Raw genomic sequence first — 17,234 nt, forward strand, 5'->3', positions numbered from 1 at the left:
TTGTCTGGAGATATCGCCCCAGGTCAGGCGCACTGTGCTGACTGAACGGCATCTACAGATCTTCATCGCACTCGCCGAAGAGCAGCACTTCGGCGACGCGGCCCGGGTCGTCGGCATCACCCAGCCGCCGCTGTCCCAGGGCCTTCGTCGTCTCGAGGCCTTGGTCGGCGCCAAGCTCTTCGAACGCGGTGCCGGCCGGGTCGAGCTCACCCCCGCCGGGGTCGCGTTGCTGCCGTACGCGCGCCGTGCGTTGACCTCGATCGAGGAGCTGCACCAGGCCGCAGTCGCCCGCGATCCGGAGGGTCCGGAGATCAGGCTCGGTCTCGCGCCCGAGGTCCCGCCGTCGGCCGGTGCCGCGGTGGCCGCGGCGTCGGGCTCGATGATTCCGGGCAGCCGGGTGACGGTGGTGACCGGGCCGACGAGTTCGCTGATCAACCAGGTGAACACGGGCCGGCTGACGTTGGCCGCCGTACTGCATCCCGTCGTACTGGATGGGCTGGAAGCCGGGCCGGTTTCGCTGCTCCCGACGTGGGCTCTCGCGCCGGCCGGCGTGGTGGACGAGGAAGTTGTGGGGTTGCGGCAGCTGAAGGGGCTGCCGATCGCGGTTCGGCCGCGGACGGAGGCTCCGGCGGCCCGCGACCTCTTCCTGGACACGCTCGCTTTGCATCGTCCGACCGGCGGGACGGTCGTCGTCACTGACGAGCGGGCCGGGTTGGCGATGGCTGCGGCGGGGCAGGCGATCGTGGTGACGGCGGATCCCGGTTTGACCGCGCAGGGCGTGACGCGGCATCGGCTGGCCGACGATCCGCTGCCGTTGCGGCTCCGGCTCGTCTGGTCCAGGACGCGTACGCCGTTCCTCCGGCCGAACGACGTGATGGCGCAACTGACGGAAGCGTTGGTGGCCTCGTGAACGCCCGGATCCGCGCGGTCTTCGATGATGCCGGCGTACGCGGTTGGCTGCATGCGGTCGCGCTGGACGAGCCCGAGTCGACGGTCGAGGTCGACGCGGACGGGATCGTGCCGTTGGCGTCGGTCTACAAGCTGCCGTTGCTGGCCGGGTTCTGCCGGCTGGTCGATCTCGGCGAGGTGGATCCGCGCGAACGGATCACGCTCGACCCGTCGGCCAAGACCGAGGGGCCGACCGGGTTGTCGATGTTCGCCGACCCGGTCACGGTGTCGTTGCGGGACCTCGCGCTGTCGATGATGACTGTGTCCGACAACGCCTCGGCGGATGCGCTGCTCGACATTGTTGGACTGCGTCGGCTGGCGGGGATGCTGGAGTCGTTCGGTCTGCATCGGACCTGGGTACGGCGGGGGACCGCGGGCAACCTGCGTGATCTACAACGCCGTACCAGAACCAACGATCCGGACGCAGCCCTCGCCGTACTCGCAGACAACGACCGAACCGATCCGGCCGGGGTCTACGAAGCCGCCAACGCGTCCGCGAGCACCGCCCGCGACATGACGCTACTGCTGCAGCGACTGTGGTCAGGCGAGCTCTTGTCGCCCGAACAAACCGACTTCGTCAAGACGACGATGCACCGGCAAGTCTTCCTCCACCGGCTGGCGTCCGGCTTCCCCCACGACGGCGTACGCGTAGCCGGAAAGACCGGAACCTTCGGCGCCCTACGCCACGAAGTCGGTGTAGTCACCTTGCCCGGCGGCGAGGCGTTCGCCATCGCCGTCTTCACCCTCGCCGCCCGCGGCGACAACCGCCAACCTCGAGTAGACACCGCCATCGGCCAAGCCGCCCGCCTAGCCGTCGACCTGCTCCGTTAGACGATCGCGAACGCCTCGATTTCGAGGAGTACGTCCGGGTGGAAGAGGGCGGCGACCTGGACGGCGGAGGCGGCTGGTTTGATGCCGGGGACGTACCTGTCGCGGACCGCGCGGACGGCAGGCATGTTCGCCATGTCCGTGACGAAGATGGTCATCTTCGCCACGTCCTCGAAGGTTGCGCCGGCGGCCGACAGGCAGCGTTCGAGATTCGCGAAGACCTGCTCAGCCTGGGCTCCGGGATCACCGACGCCGACCAGCTGACCGTCCGGGTCCAGGGCGACCTGGCCGGAGATCGCCACCCACTGCCCGTGACCGGTGACGACATGGCTGTAACCGTTGCCCGGGGCAACTCCGACCGCACGCGGATACTCCAGATTGCTCATGCACCAGATATACCCGGACAGGGGTTGAGAAACCGGTTTCCACCGAGGGAGGATACCGGGGTGGGCCGGACACCGAAGGACTCGATCACGATTGCCGATGTCGCACGGGTGGCGGAGGTCTCGCGAGCGACCGTGTCCCGGGTGATGAACGGCCGACTCAGTGTCGCACCCGAGATCGTCGCACGGGTGCGGGCCGCCGCGGAGCGGCTCAACTATCGGCCCAGCGATCTCGCCCGCAGCCTGTCCCTCGGCCGGACGAACATGGTCGCGCTGGTGGTCCCCGACCTCGGCAACCCGCTCTTCCAGCAGATCCTCCGCGGCATCACGAACGCCTCCGCCGCGGCCGGCTACCGAGTCCTGGTCGCCGAGACGGACGAGGACCCGACCGCCGAGGCGGAGATCGCGATCGAGGCGCGGCGGCGGTGCGACGCGCTGATCATGGTCTCGCCGCGGATGGACGAGGAGCGCCTGCTCGAACTGCTGCCGCAGGTGCAGCCGGTCATCCTGGTCAACCGGCAAGGCCCGGGAGAGTCGGTGGTGGTCGACTACGGCCGCGCCGTACGGATCGTCGTCGATTATCTGGTCGGACTGGGTCATCGGCGGCTCGCGTTCCTGTCCGGTCCGGCGGCCAGTGCGTCCAACATGCTGCGACTACGGGCCCTCGAGGTCGCCGAGCGCGAGATCCCGGGGCTGGAGCTCGTCCGGCTCGAGTGCGGTCGGTCGATCGAGGACGGGTACGCCGCGGTTGAACGAGTACTCGAATCGCATGTGACCGCGGTGGTCGCGTTCAACGACCTGGTCGCGTTCGGCTTGCTGGCCAGGCTCAACGAGGTCGGTGTCGCCGTACCCGCTGATCTGTCCGTGACCGGGATGGATGACATCGGGCTGGCGCGGTTCGCCGTACCTTCGCTGACGACGGTTCGCGTGCCGCAGAAGGATCTCGGCGAGTTGGCGTGGCGGCGCTTGCATGCGGTGATCGCTGCGCCGAACGGCGACGCCGACGCCGTACCCGAGCTGCGGCTGGCGGTGCGGGCGAGCACCGGGCCGGTGCCACAGGAGCCACGACTGCAGGAAGGCGCGACGGCTGGTCGCATCGAGTGGCAGCAGCAGGGCGACATCTTTGTGCTCGGGAGTGATGCGGGCCTGCTGGCGCGGTACGAGTTCGGTCGACGGATGCCGCAAGTACACGCACCGCGGCCGTACCTGCACCCGATCCGCACCCTCGGCGGCCACCCGCTGACCGAGGTCAGCCCGGTCGACCACCGTCATCACTACGGACTCTCGCTCGCCGTCGCGCAGGTCAACGACACCTCGCATTGGGGCGGCCGCACCTTCGTCCGCGGCCAAGGCCCGACCCTGCTGACGAACCACGGCCAGCAACGAAGCCGCGGGGTCACCGTCAACGAACGCGAGCTGATCGACGACATCACCTGGTACGACGAACAGGGCCGGCCGCAGCTAGTCGAGCGCCGTCGTCTCGTCGGCGGACTCAAAGCTGGCGGCTGGCGACTCGACTGGCACAGCGTGCTGACCGCCCGCTACGGGTCCGTGCAGATCGACAGCCCGGCGACGACCGGCCGACCCGGCGCCGGGTACGGCGGAATCTTCTGGCGACTGCCGTCCGCGGCGACGACCGTGTTCAGTGCCGACGGTAAAGGCCTCGGCTCAACAAGCCCTTGGCTCGCCTTCGTACAAGGTGATGCGACCTTGCTGCTGGCCCAGCTTGGTGACGTCCGACCGTGGTTCGTCCGCGTCGAGGAGTTCGTCGGTGCAGGCCCGTCACTCGCGTGGGACAGGCCGCTGACCCTGCAACCCAATCAAGAACTGGCGTTGTCGCTGACCGCTCTCTTGCTGGATCGGCCGGTCGACCTCGCTGAGGCTAGAACGTTGGCAGCCCAGTTGTAGGCGACGACGCTAGCGCCGACTGCCAACGACGCGGGACCCGGCCGGCAAGCCGTGCGTTCCGGCCCGCGGACACGGCGTCGCGCATCGCGGCAGCCATCAGGGCCGGCTTCTCCGCGCGGGTGACCGGGGTCGCGAGCATGACCGCGTCGCAGCCCAGCTCCATCGCGAGCGCCGCGTCACTCGCCGTACCGATGCCGGCGTCGACGATCACCGGAACGTTGGCCGCTTCGGCGATCAGCGCGAGGTTGTGCGGGTTGCGAATGCCGAGTGCGGAACCGATTGGTGCGGCCAACGGCATCACCGCCGCACAGCCTGCCTGCTCGAGTCGCCGGGCCAGGATCGGGTCGTCGTTCGTGTACGGCAGCACGGTGAAACCGTCGGCCACCAAGGCTTCCACGGCATCGAGCAGCTCGAACGGGTCCGGCAGCAAAAGGTGGTCGTCGGCAACAACCTCGACCTTGATCAGGTCGGTGCCCAACGCCTCGCGGGCCAGCTTCGCGGTCAGCACGGCCTCGGCCGCGGTGTGACAACCGGCCGTGTTCGGCAGTACCTCGATGCCGTGCTTCTTGAGTACGTCGAGCACCGAGCCCTCATGACCGGTGCCGAGCCGGCGCATCGCGACCGTGGTCAATTGGGTGCCGGAGGCAATCAATGCCTCCTCCATCACTTCCAGGTTGGCCGAACCGCCGGTCCCCATGATGAGTCGCGACGTGTACGTTCGTCCGCCGAGCTCCAGTGGATCGTCCATCTCAGCCTCCTTGCGTCGCGCTGACGATCTCGACCCGGTCGCCCGGCTGCAACGCTGTCCGCGCCCACTCGGCCTTGGTCAGCACGTTCTGATTCACCGCGACCGCGATCCCGGTGGTGCGATCGGAGTACTCCGTGATCAGCTCAGCCACCGACTTGCCGGGCGGTACGTCGATCGCCGTACCGTTCACCCAGACCGATTCCACGCTTCTCTCCCTACGCCGGAATTACCCGATTCAGGTCCGGAGGGTGTCTGAGGACCCTGAGCCTACTGCGCGGCACTCGACGGGCACCTCGCCGCACTGGAGGGAAGGCCGCGATGCTCCGCATCGAGACCTTCCCTCCAGCACGCCGAGGCACTCCGCCGAGCACCTGCTCGCTACGGCTCAGGGTCCTCAGACACCCTCCAACGGTCGGTGACGGCCCAGTCACCCTCTCAGCCCACTCCTGCAAGCTCCCGCGGACCTCTCGACTATAGCCTCTCAATCAGCTGAGGCGGTTATCGTGACCGGGGAGGGGAGCGCGTTGGCGAAGCGGGTTGCGATCTCGGACGTGGCTGCTCGGGCCGGGGTGAGTCCGACGACGGTTTCGCACGTGCTGTCCGGGCGGCGGCATGTGTCGGAGGTGACGCGGGCCAGGGTGCGGTCGGTGATGGACGAGCTGGGCTGGGAACCGAACCAGCTGGCGCGCAGCCTGCGGATGCAGCGGACCCAGACGATCGCGCTGATCGTGCCGGACATCACCAACCCGTTCTACCCGTCGGTCGCGCGCGGGCTGCTCGACGTGGTGACCGAGCCCGGATACCAGGTGCTGATCGGGAACACCGATGGCTCGTCGCAGGCCGAGCGGGACCTGGTCGCGCGAATGGTGACTCGCAGTGTCGACGCGATGGTGTTCGCCGGCTACTACAGCAAGGCGAGCGACGTGACGGCCGCCGTCGAGGCGGGGATCCCGGTGGCACTGATGGGCGGGCGGCGAGCCTCGCCGGGGATCGACGTACTGTCCTCCGACGATCTCGCTGCAGGGGAGATCGCGACGCGCTACCTGATCGGCCGCGGCTATCACCGGATCGGGTTCATCACCGGACCCTCCGGGGACGGTCCGCCGGCCGATCGCGTGAAGGGCTACCGGCGCGCGCTGACCTCGGCCGGGCTGCGGTTCAACAGCCAGCTGATCGTCCGTGAGGAGTTCTCCCGCGCCGGCGGTACGGCGGGGTTGCAGAAGCTGCTCGAATTGCGGAAGCCGCCGCGGGCTGTGTTGTGTACGAACGACATGGTCGCGATCGGTGCTCTCGATGTGGCTCGGGCTCGCGGCCTTCGCGTTCCCGACGACCTTGCCGTGATGGGTTTCGACGACATCGAGGCCGCCGCGCTGATCTCGCCGGCGTTGACCACGATCGCGGGCGATCCGCGCGAGCAGGGTCGCGCGGTCGGCCGGGTCCTGCTGGGCAGGCTGGAGGAGACGGGCAGGCTGGAGGGGACGGCCGCCAGCCTGCCGCAGCGCATTCTGTTCGCGCCTTCCGTCGTACCGCGGGAATCTGCCTAAAGCTTTTAGGGAGAGACCACCGAGGTCACGGTCGAGCCCGAGATGTACGTCGGCCAGACTCCGACCGTCACGCTGATCTGACCGCTCGCATTCGGAGTGAACGTGCTGGTCAGACCGTAAAGACTGGTGACTTGGACCGGCCCGGTCGCGTTGACTGTCACCGTCGTGTTGGCCCCGGATGCGAGCCAGATCGCGCGGAACGGCGTACCGTCGTTCGCCGCGTAGACCTGGTCGATAAGGCTATTCCCCGGGAACTCCTTGCCCACGAACGTCGCGCCGCGAAGCTGACGGGCAGCTGTTGCATAGGCGACGTACGACGGCTTGGGCGTGTACTTGCCGAGGGCATCGGCTTCGTTGTGCACCAGGCCGAAGTTGTTCTCCTGCGCGGCCGGGTCGATGCCGTCGTTCTTGAAGTCGTACACGTAGAACCGGTCGACGTCGTGCTCGGGGATCGTGAGTTGCGCGCGAGCCATGTACATCGCCTGCGTGGGTTCGTCGACCGGGACGGGACTGCCTGCTCCCGTGTACCAGCCGGCCTCGGTGATCCAGATCGGTTTGTCCACGCCGCCGTTGTACTGGCGGATGGTCGCGCGGACTTGGTCGATCGCGGCGCCGAGACCCTCCGGTGCGTGCAGGAAGTTGTACGGGTGGATCGACACCACGTCGAGGTATTTCAGCCCGCCCAACTGGCAGAACGTCTGGAACCACGCCTGCTGCGTCACGTCGGTGTCGCCACCAGCGACAATCGTGAGATCGGGATGCGTGGCCTTCAGCTTCGTGTACGTCGCCTGCAGCAGCGCGAGGTAGCTGTCGGGTGCCTTGTTCGCCGGGCCTGCCGCGTTGTTGTCCCACTCGTTCCACACCGCCAGGTTGTGGATCTGCGGGTACTGATTCACCAGAGCGTTGGCGTAGTTGGCGAACGCGGTCCGGCCGGCGTCGGTGTACGGCGCGTTGAAGAGCTGATCGGGACAGTCGTAGAGACAGTTGCCGTAGTCGGCGACCAGCAACGGGTCGATGCCGTTGTTCTGATAGGCCTGCAGGTAGGTAGTGACCTTCGCGGGGAAGGCGTACGTGCCTGGAGTCGTCTCGGCGCTCGCCCAGTACGCCTCGTCGCGGCCGGCACGGGCTCCGGACTGCGCGAGCAGCGGCGCCAGGTCCGGGCTCCACGATCCGCCGAAGTGCGTGCCTGCTCCTTGGTACGTCGCCGGTGTGGTCGCCGTGACCGCGTCGAAGTTGATGGCGGCCGTCGTGCCGCCGCCGATGATCAGGCTCTTGTCCAGGGTGAGCATGATCGCCTCGGCCGGGCCATGCCAGACGCCGTCGTCGGCGCCGCCGAAGTGTAGGTAGCTGGTGCCGCCGTCGAAGCGGGTGACGTTCAGCTGCTGCCACGCCGTCGAGCCGGACAGGTTCAGCCGCTGCTGATGGACTTGGCCGGTCGCATCGGTGAGCCGGAGGCCGATTGCCGATACCTGGCTGGTCTTCGCCCAGAGATTGAGTGCGGTCAGGTTGACCGGGACGAAGTTGCGCTGGATCGCGACGTAGTTGCCGCCGCCGGTGAAGTCGCCGGAGAGTTTGGCGGACTGGGCGCCGGCCTGCAGGCTCGTGGTGTCGTAGGTGAGGCTGCCGGTCGCGCCCGCGAACTCGCTGCCTGGGTAGAACGACCAGCCTTCGGCCGCGCTCTCGTAGTCGCCGAGCGGGGTCGTCGGCTTGGTCGACAGGGCGTTGAGAGTGAAGTCGTCGAGGTTGACGCTGCTGCTGGTCGCGCCGGTGATGGCGCCCTTGTCGAGGATGATCTCGAGCTGCTTCGCGGGGCCGTGCCAGACTCCGTCGTTCGCGCCGCCGAAGTGTCCGTACTGCTTGCCGCCGTCGAACCGGGTGACGCTGATTGGCTGCCAATCAGTTGCCCCTGACAACGTCAAGCGCTGCTGGTGGACCTGGCCGGTGGAGTCGGTCAGCCGGAACGTTAGGAACGACAGGTTCGGGGTCTTCGCCCAGAAGCTGACGCTGGTCGCGTTGACGGACGGGAGCAGTCGGTTGACGCTGACGTACGCTCCGCCGGCACTGAAGTTTCCGGACAGTTTGCCGGAGCTGGTGCCGGAGTGATTGGCGGTGGTGTCGAGGGCGAAGCTGCCGGTCGCACCGGGGAATTCGCTGCCTGGGTAGAAGGTCCAGGCCTCCGCGGTGTTCTCGAAGTCGCCGACTCGGTTGGTGGTGAGGCCGGCGACTGGCGCCGTGCTGACTGGGCTGAGGATGGCGAAGGTGGTCTGGGCTGACGTCGTACCGGCCTGGACGGTCAGCTTGTACCAGCCGCGGTTGGTGACCGATACCTGCAAGGTGCTCGCGGCGGCTTGGCTGCCGGTCGCGACGACGGTGCCGTTGACGTCGGCGGCCGACCAGGTGACGGACGCGGCGTCGGTGCTGAGACCGACCTTGACCGGCTGACCGTCGGTGAACACGTTGCCGAGGGTGATGGGCGTCAGGGCGAGGGTCGCGGCGTGCGCGGGAGTGATGGTGCCGAAGCAGAGGAGGAGAACTCCGAGAACGATGGCAAGACTACGTCTCATGCCGACTCCTTGAATCAGGGCGGTGTAGGTGAGACGTCGGCTGCCACGACGTATGCAAATCGATTTGTACTATTGCTGTGGGTGACAGCGGTGTCAACAGCTCAGTCGACTGCTTCCTGTCAGCCGGCCACGGCCTCGGCCCCGGTCAGTCGGTCCGGTCACCCCGGTCAGTCGGCCTCGGCTCCGGTCAGCAGGGCTGCTAGCTCGGTGGGGCGGTAGAGGACCTGCTTGCCGGTGCGTTGCGGCTCGACGAGACCGGTACGGCGCAGCAGTTGGAGGTGCTGGCTCACGGCCGACGGCGTCACCTTCAGCTCGACGGCCAGGTCTGTCGTCGTACGGGGATGAGTGAGCAGCCCGAGGATGTGGGCGCGCGGCGTACCGATCAACTGGGCGAGATCCTGTTGCGACGGCGGCTCGGCGACGGACCACAGGTGGGCCTGTCCGCGTGGCGGATACCCCAGCAGCGGCTCGGCTCCCGGGTCGAACGGGATCACCGCATGCGGCCCGAACAGCGTCGGCTGCAACACGAGCCCCCGCCCGTCGACACTCTCGATCCGGCTCTGCTCGGCCACCCGGTCGACCTTCAGCAACCCGTCCGCGTACGTGATCGCCGGCCCCAGCCCGTTGAGCATCGCGCCGGTCCCTTGCTGGGTGAGAACGTGCCCGCGATAACTGATGTCCGCCGACAGCAGTGTCCGCATCCGACTCCAGTACGGCGCCATGACGGCCTGCCAGTACTCCGTCAACGCATCGACGACCTTCTCGACCGTCAACTCGTCCGGGAACTGCCCGTTGACCGCGACAACCTGCCGCTCGAACGTCTGCCGATCCACACCCGCGATCACATCCAACTCGTCAGCAAGCTGCGTGAGAGGAGATGTCGGTCGCGGAGTCAGAAAGTCCGGGCTGCCCATCGTGTCGTTGATCAGCCACCGAAGTACATCCCAGTTGAGCTCAGCCACGCGGGGCTGGACCGCCCGCACCCACCCCAACTGCAACGGAAACCGCCCCGGATCCCGCAAAGCCCGCAACGACAACACCATCTCCGCCACCGGCGACACCACAAACCGCACATCCGCCAAATCCCGCGAACTAAGCCGATAAGTAAGCACCCCAACCCCTCCGTCAATTCAGAGAGATCCTAAATCGCCCCACCCAAACCCGCCCGACAGTTCCCCACCCCACCCCGCACCCCCGATCCACCCGACCCGCGCGTCAGGTAGGCCCGATCCATCCTCCCGACCCAGCTACCTGTGCGAGAGGTTTCTTGCCCTGCCCCGCGAGCCTGATCGTCCTCCCCGACCGGACTACCTGACCCGTCCGCTCGACCCGACCGGATCGGCGCGACAGCTTCCCCGCCCCGCCCTGCAGGCCCGATCCATCGACCCGACCGGACCCGTGCCACTGACCAACCCCCGGCGCAGGCCGGCTCCGGGCATCGACTAAGCGTGGCGCGACGCTGCCACCCGGCGTTGGTCAGTGAGGCACGTCCGCCCCCACGACCGGACCTGCGCGACAGGTTCCCGTCCCGGCCTGCAGGCCTGATCCATCCTCCCGACCCAAGTACCTGTGCGAGAGGTTTCCGGCCCTGCCCTGCGGGCCCGATCCGTCGTCCTCGACCGGACACCTGATTCGTCCGCTCGACCCGCCCCGCCCCGCCCTGCAGGCCCCGATCCATCGACCCGACCTCGACTAGTGGTGCTCTGCCCCAGCGTCCGACGACGACCCTGACCGGACCTGCGCGACAGCTTGCCCGTCCCGCCCTGCAGGTCCGATCCATCCTCCCGACCCGTCTACCCGATCCATCCGCTGGACCCGACCGGACCGGCGCGACAGGTCTCCCGCCCTGCCCCCTCTAGGCTCGATCCATCGACCCGACCTCGACTAGTGGTGCCCCGCCCCATCGTCGGACGACGAGCCCGACCGCCCGGAGCCCCGCCCGCCGTTGTCGTCGCCGGGCTCTACGTGCTTGCGCAGTCCTCCGTTGTCGTCGCCAGGCTCTACGTGCTTGCGCAGGCCGCCGTTGTCGTCCCCGGGCTCGACGTGCTTGCGCAGTCCGCCGTTGTCGTCGCCGGGTTCGGCGGTCTTGGATGAGCTCGCCGTACGCAGGCCGCCTTTGTCGTCGCCGGGTTCCGCGTGCTTGCGCAGGCCGCCGTTGTCGTCGCCGGGCTCTACGTGCTTGCGCAGGCCGCCGTTGTCGTCGCCAGGCTCTACGTGCTTGCGCAGGCCGCCCTTGTCGTCCCCAGGCTCCGCGTGCTTGCGTAGCCCGCCGTTGTCGTCGCCGGGTTCGGTGGTGCTCGGGGAGGTAGGCGTACGTAGGCCGCCGTTGTCGTCGCCTGGCTCGGTGGTCTGGTGATTGGTCGGTGTCTGCTGGCCGCCCTTGTCGTCGACCGACCAGGCTGCGGTGGCGATGCCGGCCGTTGCTCCGAGGACGATCACGCCGGCACTCGCCCAGGCGACGTACCGCCGCGACTTCCGCCGCGCCGGAGCTGCACCCGTCCGAACACTCTGCTGGTTCATGCTGTTCTGCTCATCAGTTGTCATGCTCCGATGCTCACCCGCCACCACGGGCACAGACCATCGGACATTGGTCCTACGACTCCTGGCCGCAAACGGCACGGATCAGCCGGAGTCGCGGATGACCAGGTGGGGTACGACGACGTTGGCGGTGTCGGCGGCCTCGCCCAGGTGGCGGGCGACCTGGTCGACCGCGAGTTCGCCGAGCTGCCAGGTGTCGATGTGAACCGACGTCAGAGCCGGGGTGATCAGCTCGCCGAGGGGGAGTCCGTCGAATCCGACGACGGCGCAGGACTCGGGAACCTGCCGGCCAAGGCGGAGGGCAGCCCGGATCGCGCCGACGGCGATCAGGTCGCTGTATGCGAACAGAGCGGTGACGTCCGGGTATGCCGTGAGTACCGCCGTCGCCGCCTGATCACGATCCTGCACTGTCTGCGCACACTGTTGCACCGGGCAACGGCTGGGATCGACACCGAGCTCGCGAATGACCGCCCCGAACGTGTCCCGCGGAGTGTCCGGTACGTCGTCAGGCCCTTCGCTGCCGAGCAGCGCGATCGAACGGTGGCCGCCGGCCTGCACTCGCTTCACCGCCGTCGCCGGCGTGGACGACGAGGTGGACCCTGACGGCACAGTCCGCTTCACCGTCACCGCGGACGGCGCCACCCTGGCCACAACGCCCGTACTCACCAACTCCTCCGACCCCTACCCGATCGACGTCGACGTGACCGGCGCCCAACACCTAACCCGACACCGGTGACTCCAACGCCCACGACCACGCCGACTGGGCCAACGCCAAGGTGATTTGCAACTGATCAGGACGCGAAGGATCGGCTGAACTGCTGTCCGGACTGAACCATGTCCCGGACAGCACTCAGCCGTCGCTGTTCATACTCGAGAAGAACACCAGCCGCGACGGCGTCGGCAAGGGCCTCGGCGTCGTCCAACGAAGCGCTGAAGCCGGAACCAGTCATCGGCGTCGGCACATGCGCGGCGTCTCCCACCAAAGCAAGCCGTCCGCGGACGAGCCGGTCAGGAACGTACTCCGCGATCGGTGTACCAATGACGGCACGCCGTTCGATGCAGTCGAGGATGACATCACGCCACAACGCCGGCCAGAGCTCACTGGCCTCGGCGCCGAGCTGGTGGAGCGTCGCCTCTGGTATGTCAGCAGCGGCAAGAGAATGCTGTACGACGTTGCCGACAACGCATCCCGTCTCGCGGAGTAGTTCGTTGCGGCTGGCATCGAACCACCCCCAGCCAAGTTGCCGAGGCAACGGATAGCCGAAGAGATAGTTGCCCTCAGCCCGCAGAATGTTCATATCGCGAGGCAACCGATGCCGTGCCGGAATCGCGGACTCGTCGATCAGACCGATCCACAACACGTACCCAGCGAAGGTCGCGTTCGGGTGCTCCGGCGCGACACTCCGTCGTACGACGCTTCGGTGGCCGTCGGCACCGATCACCACGTCGCCACGGACCACCTCATCATTCGAGGTGGTCGCCCACGCGCCGTCATCGTCCTGGTCGACGCCTCGTACGTACGTGTTGTGGCGAAGTTCGATGTGGGGATCCGCGTCAACGGCTGCCCGCAGTCGCGCATGAACGGCCGTCCACGTCTGCACACTGGCGCGAGTACCGCCCTTGCGTCCGGTGATTCTCTCGAGCCGGCCCTCGGGCACCCAGCCGAGAGAAGCTCCGGTCCGCGGGAACTCGTCCACGCGCTCCAGAATCGTCGCATCGACCCCGGCCCGCGAGAGCGCCAGCCCGGTCATCAATCCCGACAGGGACGCACCGACGACGACTGCTTTCATTGCACCTCAGCAAGCAATCGTACGAACGTACTGACCAGCGCCGCCCGGTCGCCCGCGACCGGAATGATCCGGCTAGCCTCGAGATCTGATTCCCAGGCGGCGTTCGGGGTCACGTACTCGATGCCTGCAGAACGCGTCGCCTCAACGACGCGGTTGTGCAGCTTCTGGATATCGGGATGCGCGACATCGCCATCCAGCCCGAGGGACATCGAGAGATCGAACGGACCGAACATGAGCCCGTCCAGCCCACCCTCGTGCGCGATCGCCTCGACTTCGTCAACGCCTGCAGGGTTTTCGATGATCCCGAACACCAGTACATCGGCGTCCATCCGGCGATAATCGCTCGGCCAGTCCTCGCTGAGATGCCCGACGGCCCGTCCGCAAGGGCACGCGCCGCGGGTCCCGGTCGGCGCGAAGTGCGCCGCCGACGCGATCGCGCGGGCCTGCGTCACCGTACGGACGTCGGGCGCGATGATCCCGGTCGCCCCCAAGTCGAGGGCGTGCTGGATCGCGATCGGCTCGTGGTTCGCGACCCGGACGAGCGAGTCGATGCCGACCGCGTCCGCGGCCCGGATCAGGTCCCGTACGTCGCCCGCATCGAATGCGCCGTGTTCGGCGTCGATCCATGCGAAGTCATAGCCGGCGTACCCGACAGCTTCGACAATCTCAGGGCTGGGCAGCTGAACGGCGATCCCATAAGCCTTGTCTCCGCTCTCGAGTTTGCCGCGGATTCGCCGTGGTGCGATTCTCATGTCGTCTCTCCTCAGAAGACCGCGACCGGGTTGCTGGCGCTCGAAGTGGCACCCACCATCCGCCACGGCAGCGCGGCGAAAAGGAACTCCCACCGGCGCTCCTCCTGGCAGACCTTGGCGAGCTCGGTCAGCTGCATGTTGTCGATCAGCCACAGCCCGAGCGCGACCAGACCTACCGTGTGAATCGGACGCAGGAAGTCGAGCCCGAACCCGGACGGCTGCGCATCCTGTACGCCGTCGTTCCCGAGTACGGCGACGTCGCGCTCGCACAGGTATGGCAGGCAACTGGCGTGCAAACCCGCCTGCCGGGCGCCGGGTCCGACCGCGTCCGGCCCATCGGTCAGGATCGCCGCGACGTTGCCCGTGTGCACCAACAGCGCATCGCCCGGTCGCACTCGCACGCCCTGTCGTTCCTCGGCCGCCTCCAGCTCCTCGGGCGTCACCGCGTGACCCCTTTCAAGCCAAGGGACTTCGTGGAGTGCCGCGATGTCGAGCAGCACACCGCGGGTGACGAACCCGGCCTCAGCGTGATGCACCGAGAGCGACTTCGCCCCGAAGCGCGACGTGGTGTCCGATTCGGGAAAACCGTTGTAGTTCTTGCCTTCCCACGAGTAGTGGGCCAGGCCGTCCACATGCGTATTCGATCCGTGCGCGGAGATTCCGACGTACTCCGTCACTGCGTCGAACCGGAGCGCCTTGCCGTCGAAGTGGTCGGCGACCTCGTGGAGGCCGGTGAAGCGCTGGACCAGGGCGATGCCCGAGCCGAGCGCGTCAGGTGCCTCGGGATCGATGTCCCGTGACAAGGAGAGCGTTCGGCCGGATCGGATCTGGGATGCGGCCGCGACGCGGACCTCGTCGGTGATCAGGTTGAGCGTGCCCAGGCGGTCGTCGGGACCCCAGCGGCCCCAGTTCGACAGGGATGTCAGGTACTGCTCGACATCGGCTTCGGTGATCATGACTTGTCCTTTCAGGATTGGGCCGTCGGGCGGATGACGATCTCGTTGACGTCGACCTCGGGCGGCTGCTCGATCGCGAACGCGACCGCGCGAGCGATCGCATCCGGCGAGATCGCGAACTTGTCCCGCTGCTGCAGCAGTTGCTCGCGCACCTGCTCGTCGCTGACCGTCTGCACGAACTCGGTCGCGACGAATCCCGGCGATACGACCGAGACGCGGAGATTGGGTCCGGCTTCCTTACGCAGACCTTCGGAGACCGCGCGTACGGCGGTCTTCACACCGGAGTACACCGCCATCGTCGGGCTGGTGGTGTAGGCGGCGGTGGACGCGATGTTCACGAACTGCCCGGTCTCCTGGGCACGGAACACCGGTAACGCGGCGGCGATTCCGTTCAGAACTCCGCGCAGGTTGACCTCGACCATCAGGTCCCACTCGTCGACCTTCAACTCGTGCAGGTACGAGACCGGACCGACGCCGGCGTTGTTGACGAGTACGTCGAGGCGCCCGAAACGGTCCGTCGCGGCGGCCACGAGATTCGCCACCTCACTGCGATTGGTGACGTCGACCGGCATCGCGACCGCCGTACCGCCATCGCTTTCGATCTTCTCTGCCACTCGGGTGGCTGCCGTGAGGTTGCGGTCGGCAAGCACTACCTTCGCGCCTCGTTCGGCCAGCAGGGCTGCGGTCGCGCTGCCGATTCCGCCACCTGCACCGGTGACGATGACTACCTTGTCTTTGATCGTTGACATTTTCGTTCTCCTTCAGGTGGATTGGTCAGCCGGTCTGGGCCATGCCACCGTCGGCGAACAGCTCGACGCCGGTGATGAAGCTCGAGGCTTCGCTGGAGAGGAAGACCGCCGCGGTGCCGAGTTCGCGCGGTTGTGCGAGCCGGCCGAGCGGGTTGCCTTCGCCCATCTCGGTGACGAGGGCATCGACCGCGTCCGGACCGGAGGCATCGGCGAGGGCCGAGCGCAGCGACGGGGTGTCGACCGCGCCGGGGCTCAGCACGTTGATGCGGATGCCGGTCCCCTTGACCTCCTGGATCCAGGCTCGGACCATGTTCCGCAGTGCGGCTTTCGCTCCGCCGTACAGGCTCATTCCGGTCGGCGGCTGGATCGAGGCGGTCGATCCGATGATGACGACGGTGCCGCCGTTCTTCATCAGGTTGATGGCCGGCTGAACGGTGAAGAGCACTCCCTTGACGTTGACACCGAAGACGAAGTCGAACTGCTTCTCGGTGATGGTCTGGACACCGTTGCTGTCGCCCGCGCCGACGTTGGCAACGACCGCGTCGAGGTGGCCGTGCGCTTTGACGATGTCGTCGTACATCGCCTGCATTTGTTGGAGATTAGTGACGTCGACGACCACGGTGGTGACGTCCGGACCGAGCGTCGCGGCGGCTTCCTTCAGCGTCGTCTCGTTGATGTCGGCAACGATCACGGTGGCGCCGTAGTCGACGAATTCCTGCGCGATGCCGAGGCCGACGCCTTGGGCGCCGCCGGTGATCAGGGCGACCTTGCCGTCGAGTCGCATCTGGCTGGCTGGCATGACTGAACTCCTCCAGTTGGAGTGGTCCGTGCATCTGAGCGGCGGACCGGGTAAGGTAACTGGACACATGTCCGATTACGCTCGAGACGTTACCGGACACATGTCCACTTAGCAACCCCGGAGCTGGAAGAAGGCACCCGTGACCCCGATCTCCGAGCGACCGGCCCGGCGCGCAGACGCCGAGCTCAACCGTGCGCGCATCCTCGACGCGGCCCGAGCGAGCCTGGCCGAGTCGGGCGAGGCCACGATGCAGGCGATCGCGAAGCGGGCCGGCATCGGCCAGGGCACGCTGTACCGGCACTTCCCCACCAGAGAAGCGCTCGTCCTCGAGGTGCATCGCCACGATGTCGGCGAGCTGGTCGACGCGGCTCCGGTGCTGGTCGCGGAGCACCCGCCGCGCGAGGCGCTACGGCTCTGGCTCGACCGGTTGGCGTCGTACGGCCAGATCAAGCGCGGACTGGCCGGCGCACTCCACACCGCCACCCACAAGCAACTGGCGGGGGAGGGCTATGGGCCGATCATCAACGCGATCAACACGCTGCTCGACGCGTGCAAGAAGGCAGGCGTCGTACGCACGGATGTCGAAGCGGAGGAAGTCCTCCTGCTGGTGGGCTTCCTGTGGCGGATCGAGCCGGACGACGACTGGTCGATCCGCACGTCTCGGATGCTCGACCTGGTGATGGAAGGTCTCGCCCGCGGGTAACTGTCGGTGGCGCGTGGGAGGGTT

Annotated in this window: 18 protein-coding genes; 6 read left to right on the forward strand and 12 right to left on the reverse strand. The window is 67.4% G+C overall.

What is annotated here, in order from left to right; all coding sequences use genetic code 11:
• The first annotated feature begins 34 nt into the window (after positions 1 to 34).
• Positions 35 to 910 carry a LysR family transcriptional regulator gene (locus tag EV650_RS27325; protein ID WP_134121839.1) on the forward strand — a complete coding sequence of 292 codons (876 nt, stop codon included), beginning with the start codon at positions 35 to 37 and terminating at the stop codon, positions 908 to 910.
• The gene (locus tag EV650_RS27330) at positions 907 to 1,779 is read left to right on the forward strand and encodes a serine hydrolase (RefSeq protein ID WP_134121840.1); all 873 of its coding nucleotides are present in this window, start codon (positions 907 to 909) and stop codon (positions 1,777 to 1,779) included. The genes EV650_RS27325 and EV650_RS27330 overlap by 4 nt, the downstream gene beginning before the upstream one ends.
• Here the strand turns inward: EV650_RS27330 and EV650_RS27335 are convergent.
• Positions 1,776 to 2,162: a RidA family protein gene (locus EV650_RS27335; RefSeq protein ID WP_134121841.1), complete on the reverse strand. Its 387-nt coding sequence runs from the start codon at positions 2,160 to 2,162 to the stop codon at positions 1,776 to 1,778. The genes EV650_RS27330 and EV650_RS27335 overlap by 4 nt on opposite strands.
• A gap of 60 nt (positions 2,163 to 2,222) precedes the next feature.
• Between EV650_RS27335 and EV650_RS27340 the strand changes: the two genes are divergently transcribed.
• Positions 2,223 to 4,067: a DUF6807 family protein gene (locus tag EV650_RS27340; protein WP_202874928.1), complete on the forward strand. Its 1,845-nt coding sequence runs from the start codon at positions 2,223 to 2,225 to the stop codon at positions 4,065 to 4,067.
• Here EV650_RS27340 and EV650_RS27345 read toward each other — a convergent pair.
• Positions 4,042 to 4,815 carry a thiazole synthase gene (locus tag EV650_RS27345; protein WP_134121843.1) on the reverse strand — a complete coding sequence of 258 codons (774 nt, stop codon included), beginning with the start codon at positions 4,813 to 4,815 and terminating at the stop codon, positions 4,042 to 4,044. The genes EV650_RS27340 and EV650_RS27345 overlap by 26 nt on opposite strands.
• A gap of 1 nt (position 4,816) precedes the next feature.
• Positions 4,817 to 5,020, reverse strand: a complete 204-nt coding sequence (gene thiS / locus EV650_RS27350; protein ID WP_134121844.1) for a sulfur carrier protein ThiS — start codon at positions 5,018 to 5,020, stop codon at positions 4,817 to 4,819.
• 298 nt (positions 5,021 to 5,318) lie between these two features.
• On the opposite strand from thiS, the gene EV650_RS27355 reads away from it, so the two are divergent.
• Positions 5,319 to 6,359: a LacI family DNA-binding transcriptional regulator gene (locus EV650_RS27355; RefSeq protein WP_134121845.1), complete on the forward strand. Its 1,041-nt coding sequence runs from the start codon at positions 5,319 to 5,321 to the stop codon at positions 6,357 to 6,359.
• Positions 6,360 to 6,364: 5 nt separating this feature from the next.
• Here EV650_RS27355 and EV650_RS27360 read toward each other — a convergent pair whose 3' ends face one another.
• From EV650_RS27360 to EV650_RS27375, 4 genes are all read right to left on the reverse strand, one after another.
• Positions 6,365 to 8,923 carry a glycosyl hydrolase gene (locus EV650_RS27360; RefSeq protein ID WP_134121846.1) on the reverse strand — a complete coding sequence of 853 codons (2,559 nt, stop codon included), beginning with the start codon at positions 8,921 to 8,923 and terminating at the stop codon, positions 6,365 to 6,367.
• A gap of 167 nt (positions 8,924 to 9,090) precedes the next feature.
• Positions 9,091 to 10,035, reverse strand: a complete 945-nt coding sequence (locus tag EV650_RS27365) for an ArsR/SmtB family transcription factor (RefSeq protein WP_369409963.1) — start codon at positions 10,033 to 10,035, stop codon at positions 9,091 to 9,093.
• 772 nt (positions 10,036 to 10,807) lie between these two features.
• Positions 10,808 to 11,467 (reverse strand): hypothetical protein, encoded by a 660-nt coding sequence (locus EV650_RS27370; RefSeq protein ID WP_134121848.1) that lies wholly within the window; start codon positions 11,465 to 11,467, stop codon positions 10,808 to 10,810.
• Positions 11,468 to 11,545: 78 nt separating this feature from the next.
• Entirely contained in the window at positions 11,546 to 12,028 is a 483-nt protein-coding gene (locus EV650_RS27375) for a substrate-binding domain-containing protein (protein WP_202874930.1), read from the reverse strand.
• Here EV650_RS27375 and EV650_RS40735 point away from each other — a divergent pair.
• On the forward strand, positions 11,925 to 12,197 hold the full coding sequence (locus tag EV650_RS40735; RefSeq protein WP_202875126.1) for an NPCBM/NEW2 domain-containing protein: 273 nt from the start codon (positions 11,925 to 11,927) through the stop codon (positions 12,195 to 12,197). The two genes, EV650_RS27375 and EV650_RS40735, sit on opposite strands and share 104 nt — an antisense overlap.
• 55 nt (positions 12,198 to 12,252) lie before the next feature.
• Here EV650_RS40735 and EV650_RS27380 read toward each other — a convergent pair whose 3' ends face one another.
• From EV650_RS27380 to EV650_RS27400, 5 genes are read right to left on the reverse strand one after another with little or no spacing between them, the layout of a single operon-like run.
• Positions 12,253 to 13,251, reverse strand: coding sequence for an FAD-dependent monooxygenase (locus EV650_RS27380; RefSeq protein ID WP_134121850.1), 999 nt, complete (start codon positions 13,249 to 13,251; stop codon positions 12,253 to 12,255).
• Positions 13,248 to 14,003 carry an HpcH/HpaI aldolase family protein gene (locus EV650_RS27385; RefSeq protein WP_134121851.1) on the reverse strand — a complete coding sequence of 252 codons (756 nt, stop codon included), beginning with the start codon at positions 14,001 to 14,003 and terminating at the stop codon, positions 13,248 to 13,250. The genes EV650_RS27380 and EV650_RS27385 overlap by 4 nt, the downstream gene beginning before the upstream one ends.
• Positions 14,004 to 14,014: 11 nt before the next feature.
• Positions 14,015 to 14,959, reverse strand: coding sequence for a cyclase family protein (locus EV650_RS27390; RefSeq protein ID WP_134121852.1), 945 nt, complete (start codon positions 14,957 to 14,959; stop codon positions 14,015 to 14,017).
• 11 nt (positions 14,960 to 14,970) lie between these two features.
• On the reverse strand, positions 14,971 to 15,708 hold the full coding sequence (locus tag EV650_RS27395; protein WP_134121853.1) for an SDR family oxidoreductase: 738 nt from the start codon (positions 15,706 to 15,708) through the stop codon (positions 14,971 to 14,973).
• A 25-nt stretch (positions 15,709 to 15,733) separates the two neighbouring features.
• Positions 15,734 to 16,507, reverse strand: a complete 774-nt coding sequence (locus EV650_RS27400) for an SDR family NAD(P)-dependent oxidoreductase (RefSeq protein WP_202874932.1) — start codon at positions 16,505 to 16,507, stop codon at positions 15,734 to 15,736.
• Positions 16,508 to 16,646: 139 nt separating this feature from the next.
• On the opposite strand from EV650_RS27400, the gene EV650_RS27405 reads away from it, so the two are divergent.
• Positions 16,647 to 17,210, forward strand: coding sequence for a TetR/AcrR family transcriptional regulator (locus tag EV650_RS27405; protein WP_202874940.1), 564 nt, complete (start codon positions 16,647 to 16,649; stop codon positions 17,208 to 17,210).
• Positions 17,211 to 17,234: the final 24 nt, after the last annotated feature.

This window comes from Kribbella kalugense (genome assembly GCF_004365875.1).
GTDB classification, from domain to species: Bacteria; Actinomycetota; Actinomycetes; order Propionibacteriales; family Kribbellaceae; genus Kribbella; species Kribbella kalugense.

Coding starts and splice junctions, on each gene's coding strand:
- EV650_RS27335 (WP_134121841.1), bottom strand. CDS start 2,162: ATGAGCAATCTGGAGTATCCGCGTGCGGTCGGAGTTGCCCCGGGCAAC.
- EV650_RS27345 (WP_134121843.1), bottom strand. CDS start 4,815: ATGGACGATCCACTGGAGCTCGGCGGACGAACGTACACGTCGCGACTC.
- EV650_RS27360 (WP_134121846.1), bottom strand. CDS start 8,923: ATGAGACGTAGTCTTGCCATCGTTCTCGGAGTTCTCCTCCTCTGCTTC.
- EV650_RS27370 (WP_134121848.1), bottom strand. CDS start 11,467: ATGACAACTGATGAGCAGAACAGCATGAACCAGCAGAGTGTTCGGACG.
- EV650_RS40735 (WP_202875126.1), top strand. CDS start 11,925: ATGACCGCCCCGAACGTGTCCCGCGGAGTGTCCGGTACGTCGTCAGGC.
- EV650_RS27380 (WP_134121850.1), bottom strand. CDS start 13,251: ATGAAAGCAGTCGTCGTCGGTGCGTCCCTGTCGGGATTGATGACCGGG.
- EV650_RS27385 (WP_134121851.1), bottom strand. CDS start 14,003: ATGAGAATCGCACCACGGCGAATCCGCGGCAAACTCGAGAGCGGAGAC.
- EV650_RS27390 (WP_134121852.1), bottom strand. CDS start 14,959: ATGATCACCGAAGCCGATGTCGAGCAGTACCTGACATCCCTGTCGAAC.
- EV650_RS27395 (WP_134121853.1), bottom strand. CDS start 15,708: ATGTCAACGATCAAAGACAAGGTAGTCATCGTCACCGGTGCAGGTGGC.
- EV650_RS27400 (WP_202874932.1), bottom strand. CDS start 16,507: ATGCCAGCCAGCCAGATGCGACTCGACGGCAAGGTCGCCCTGATCACC.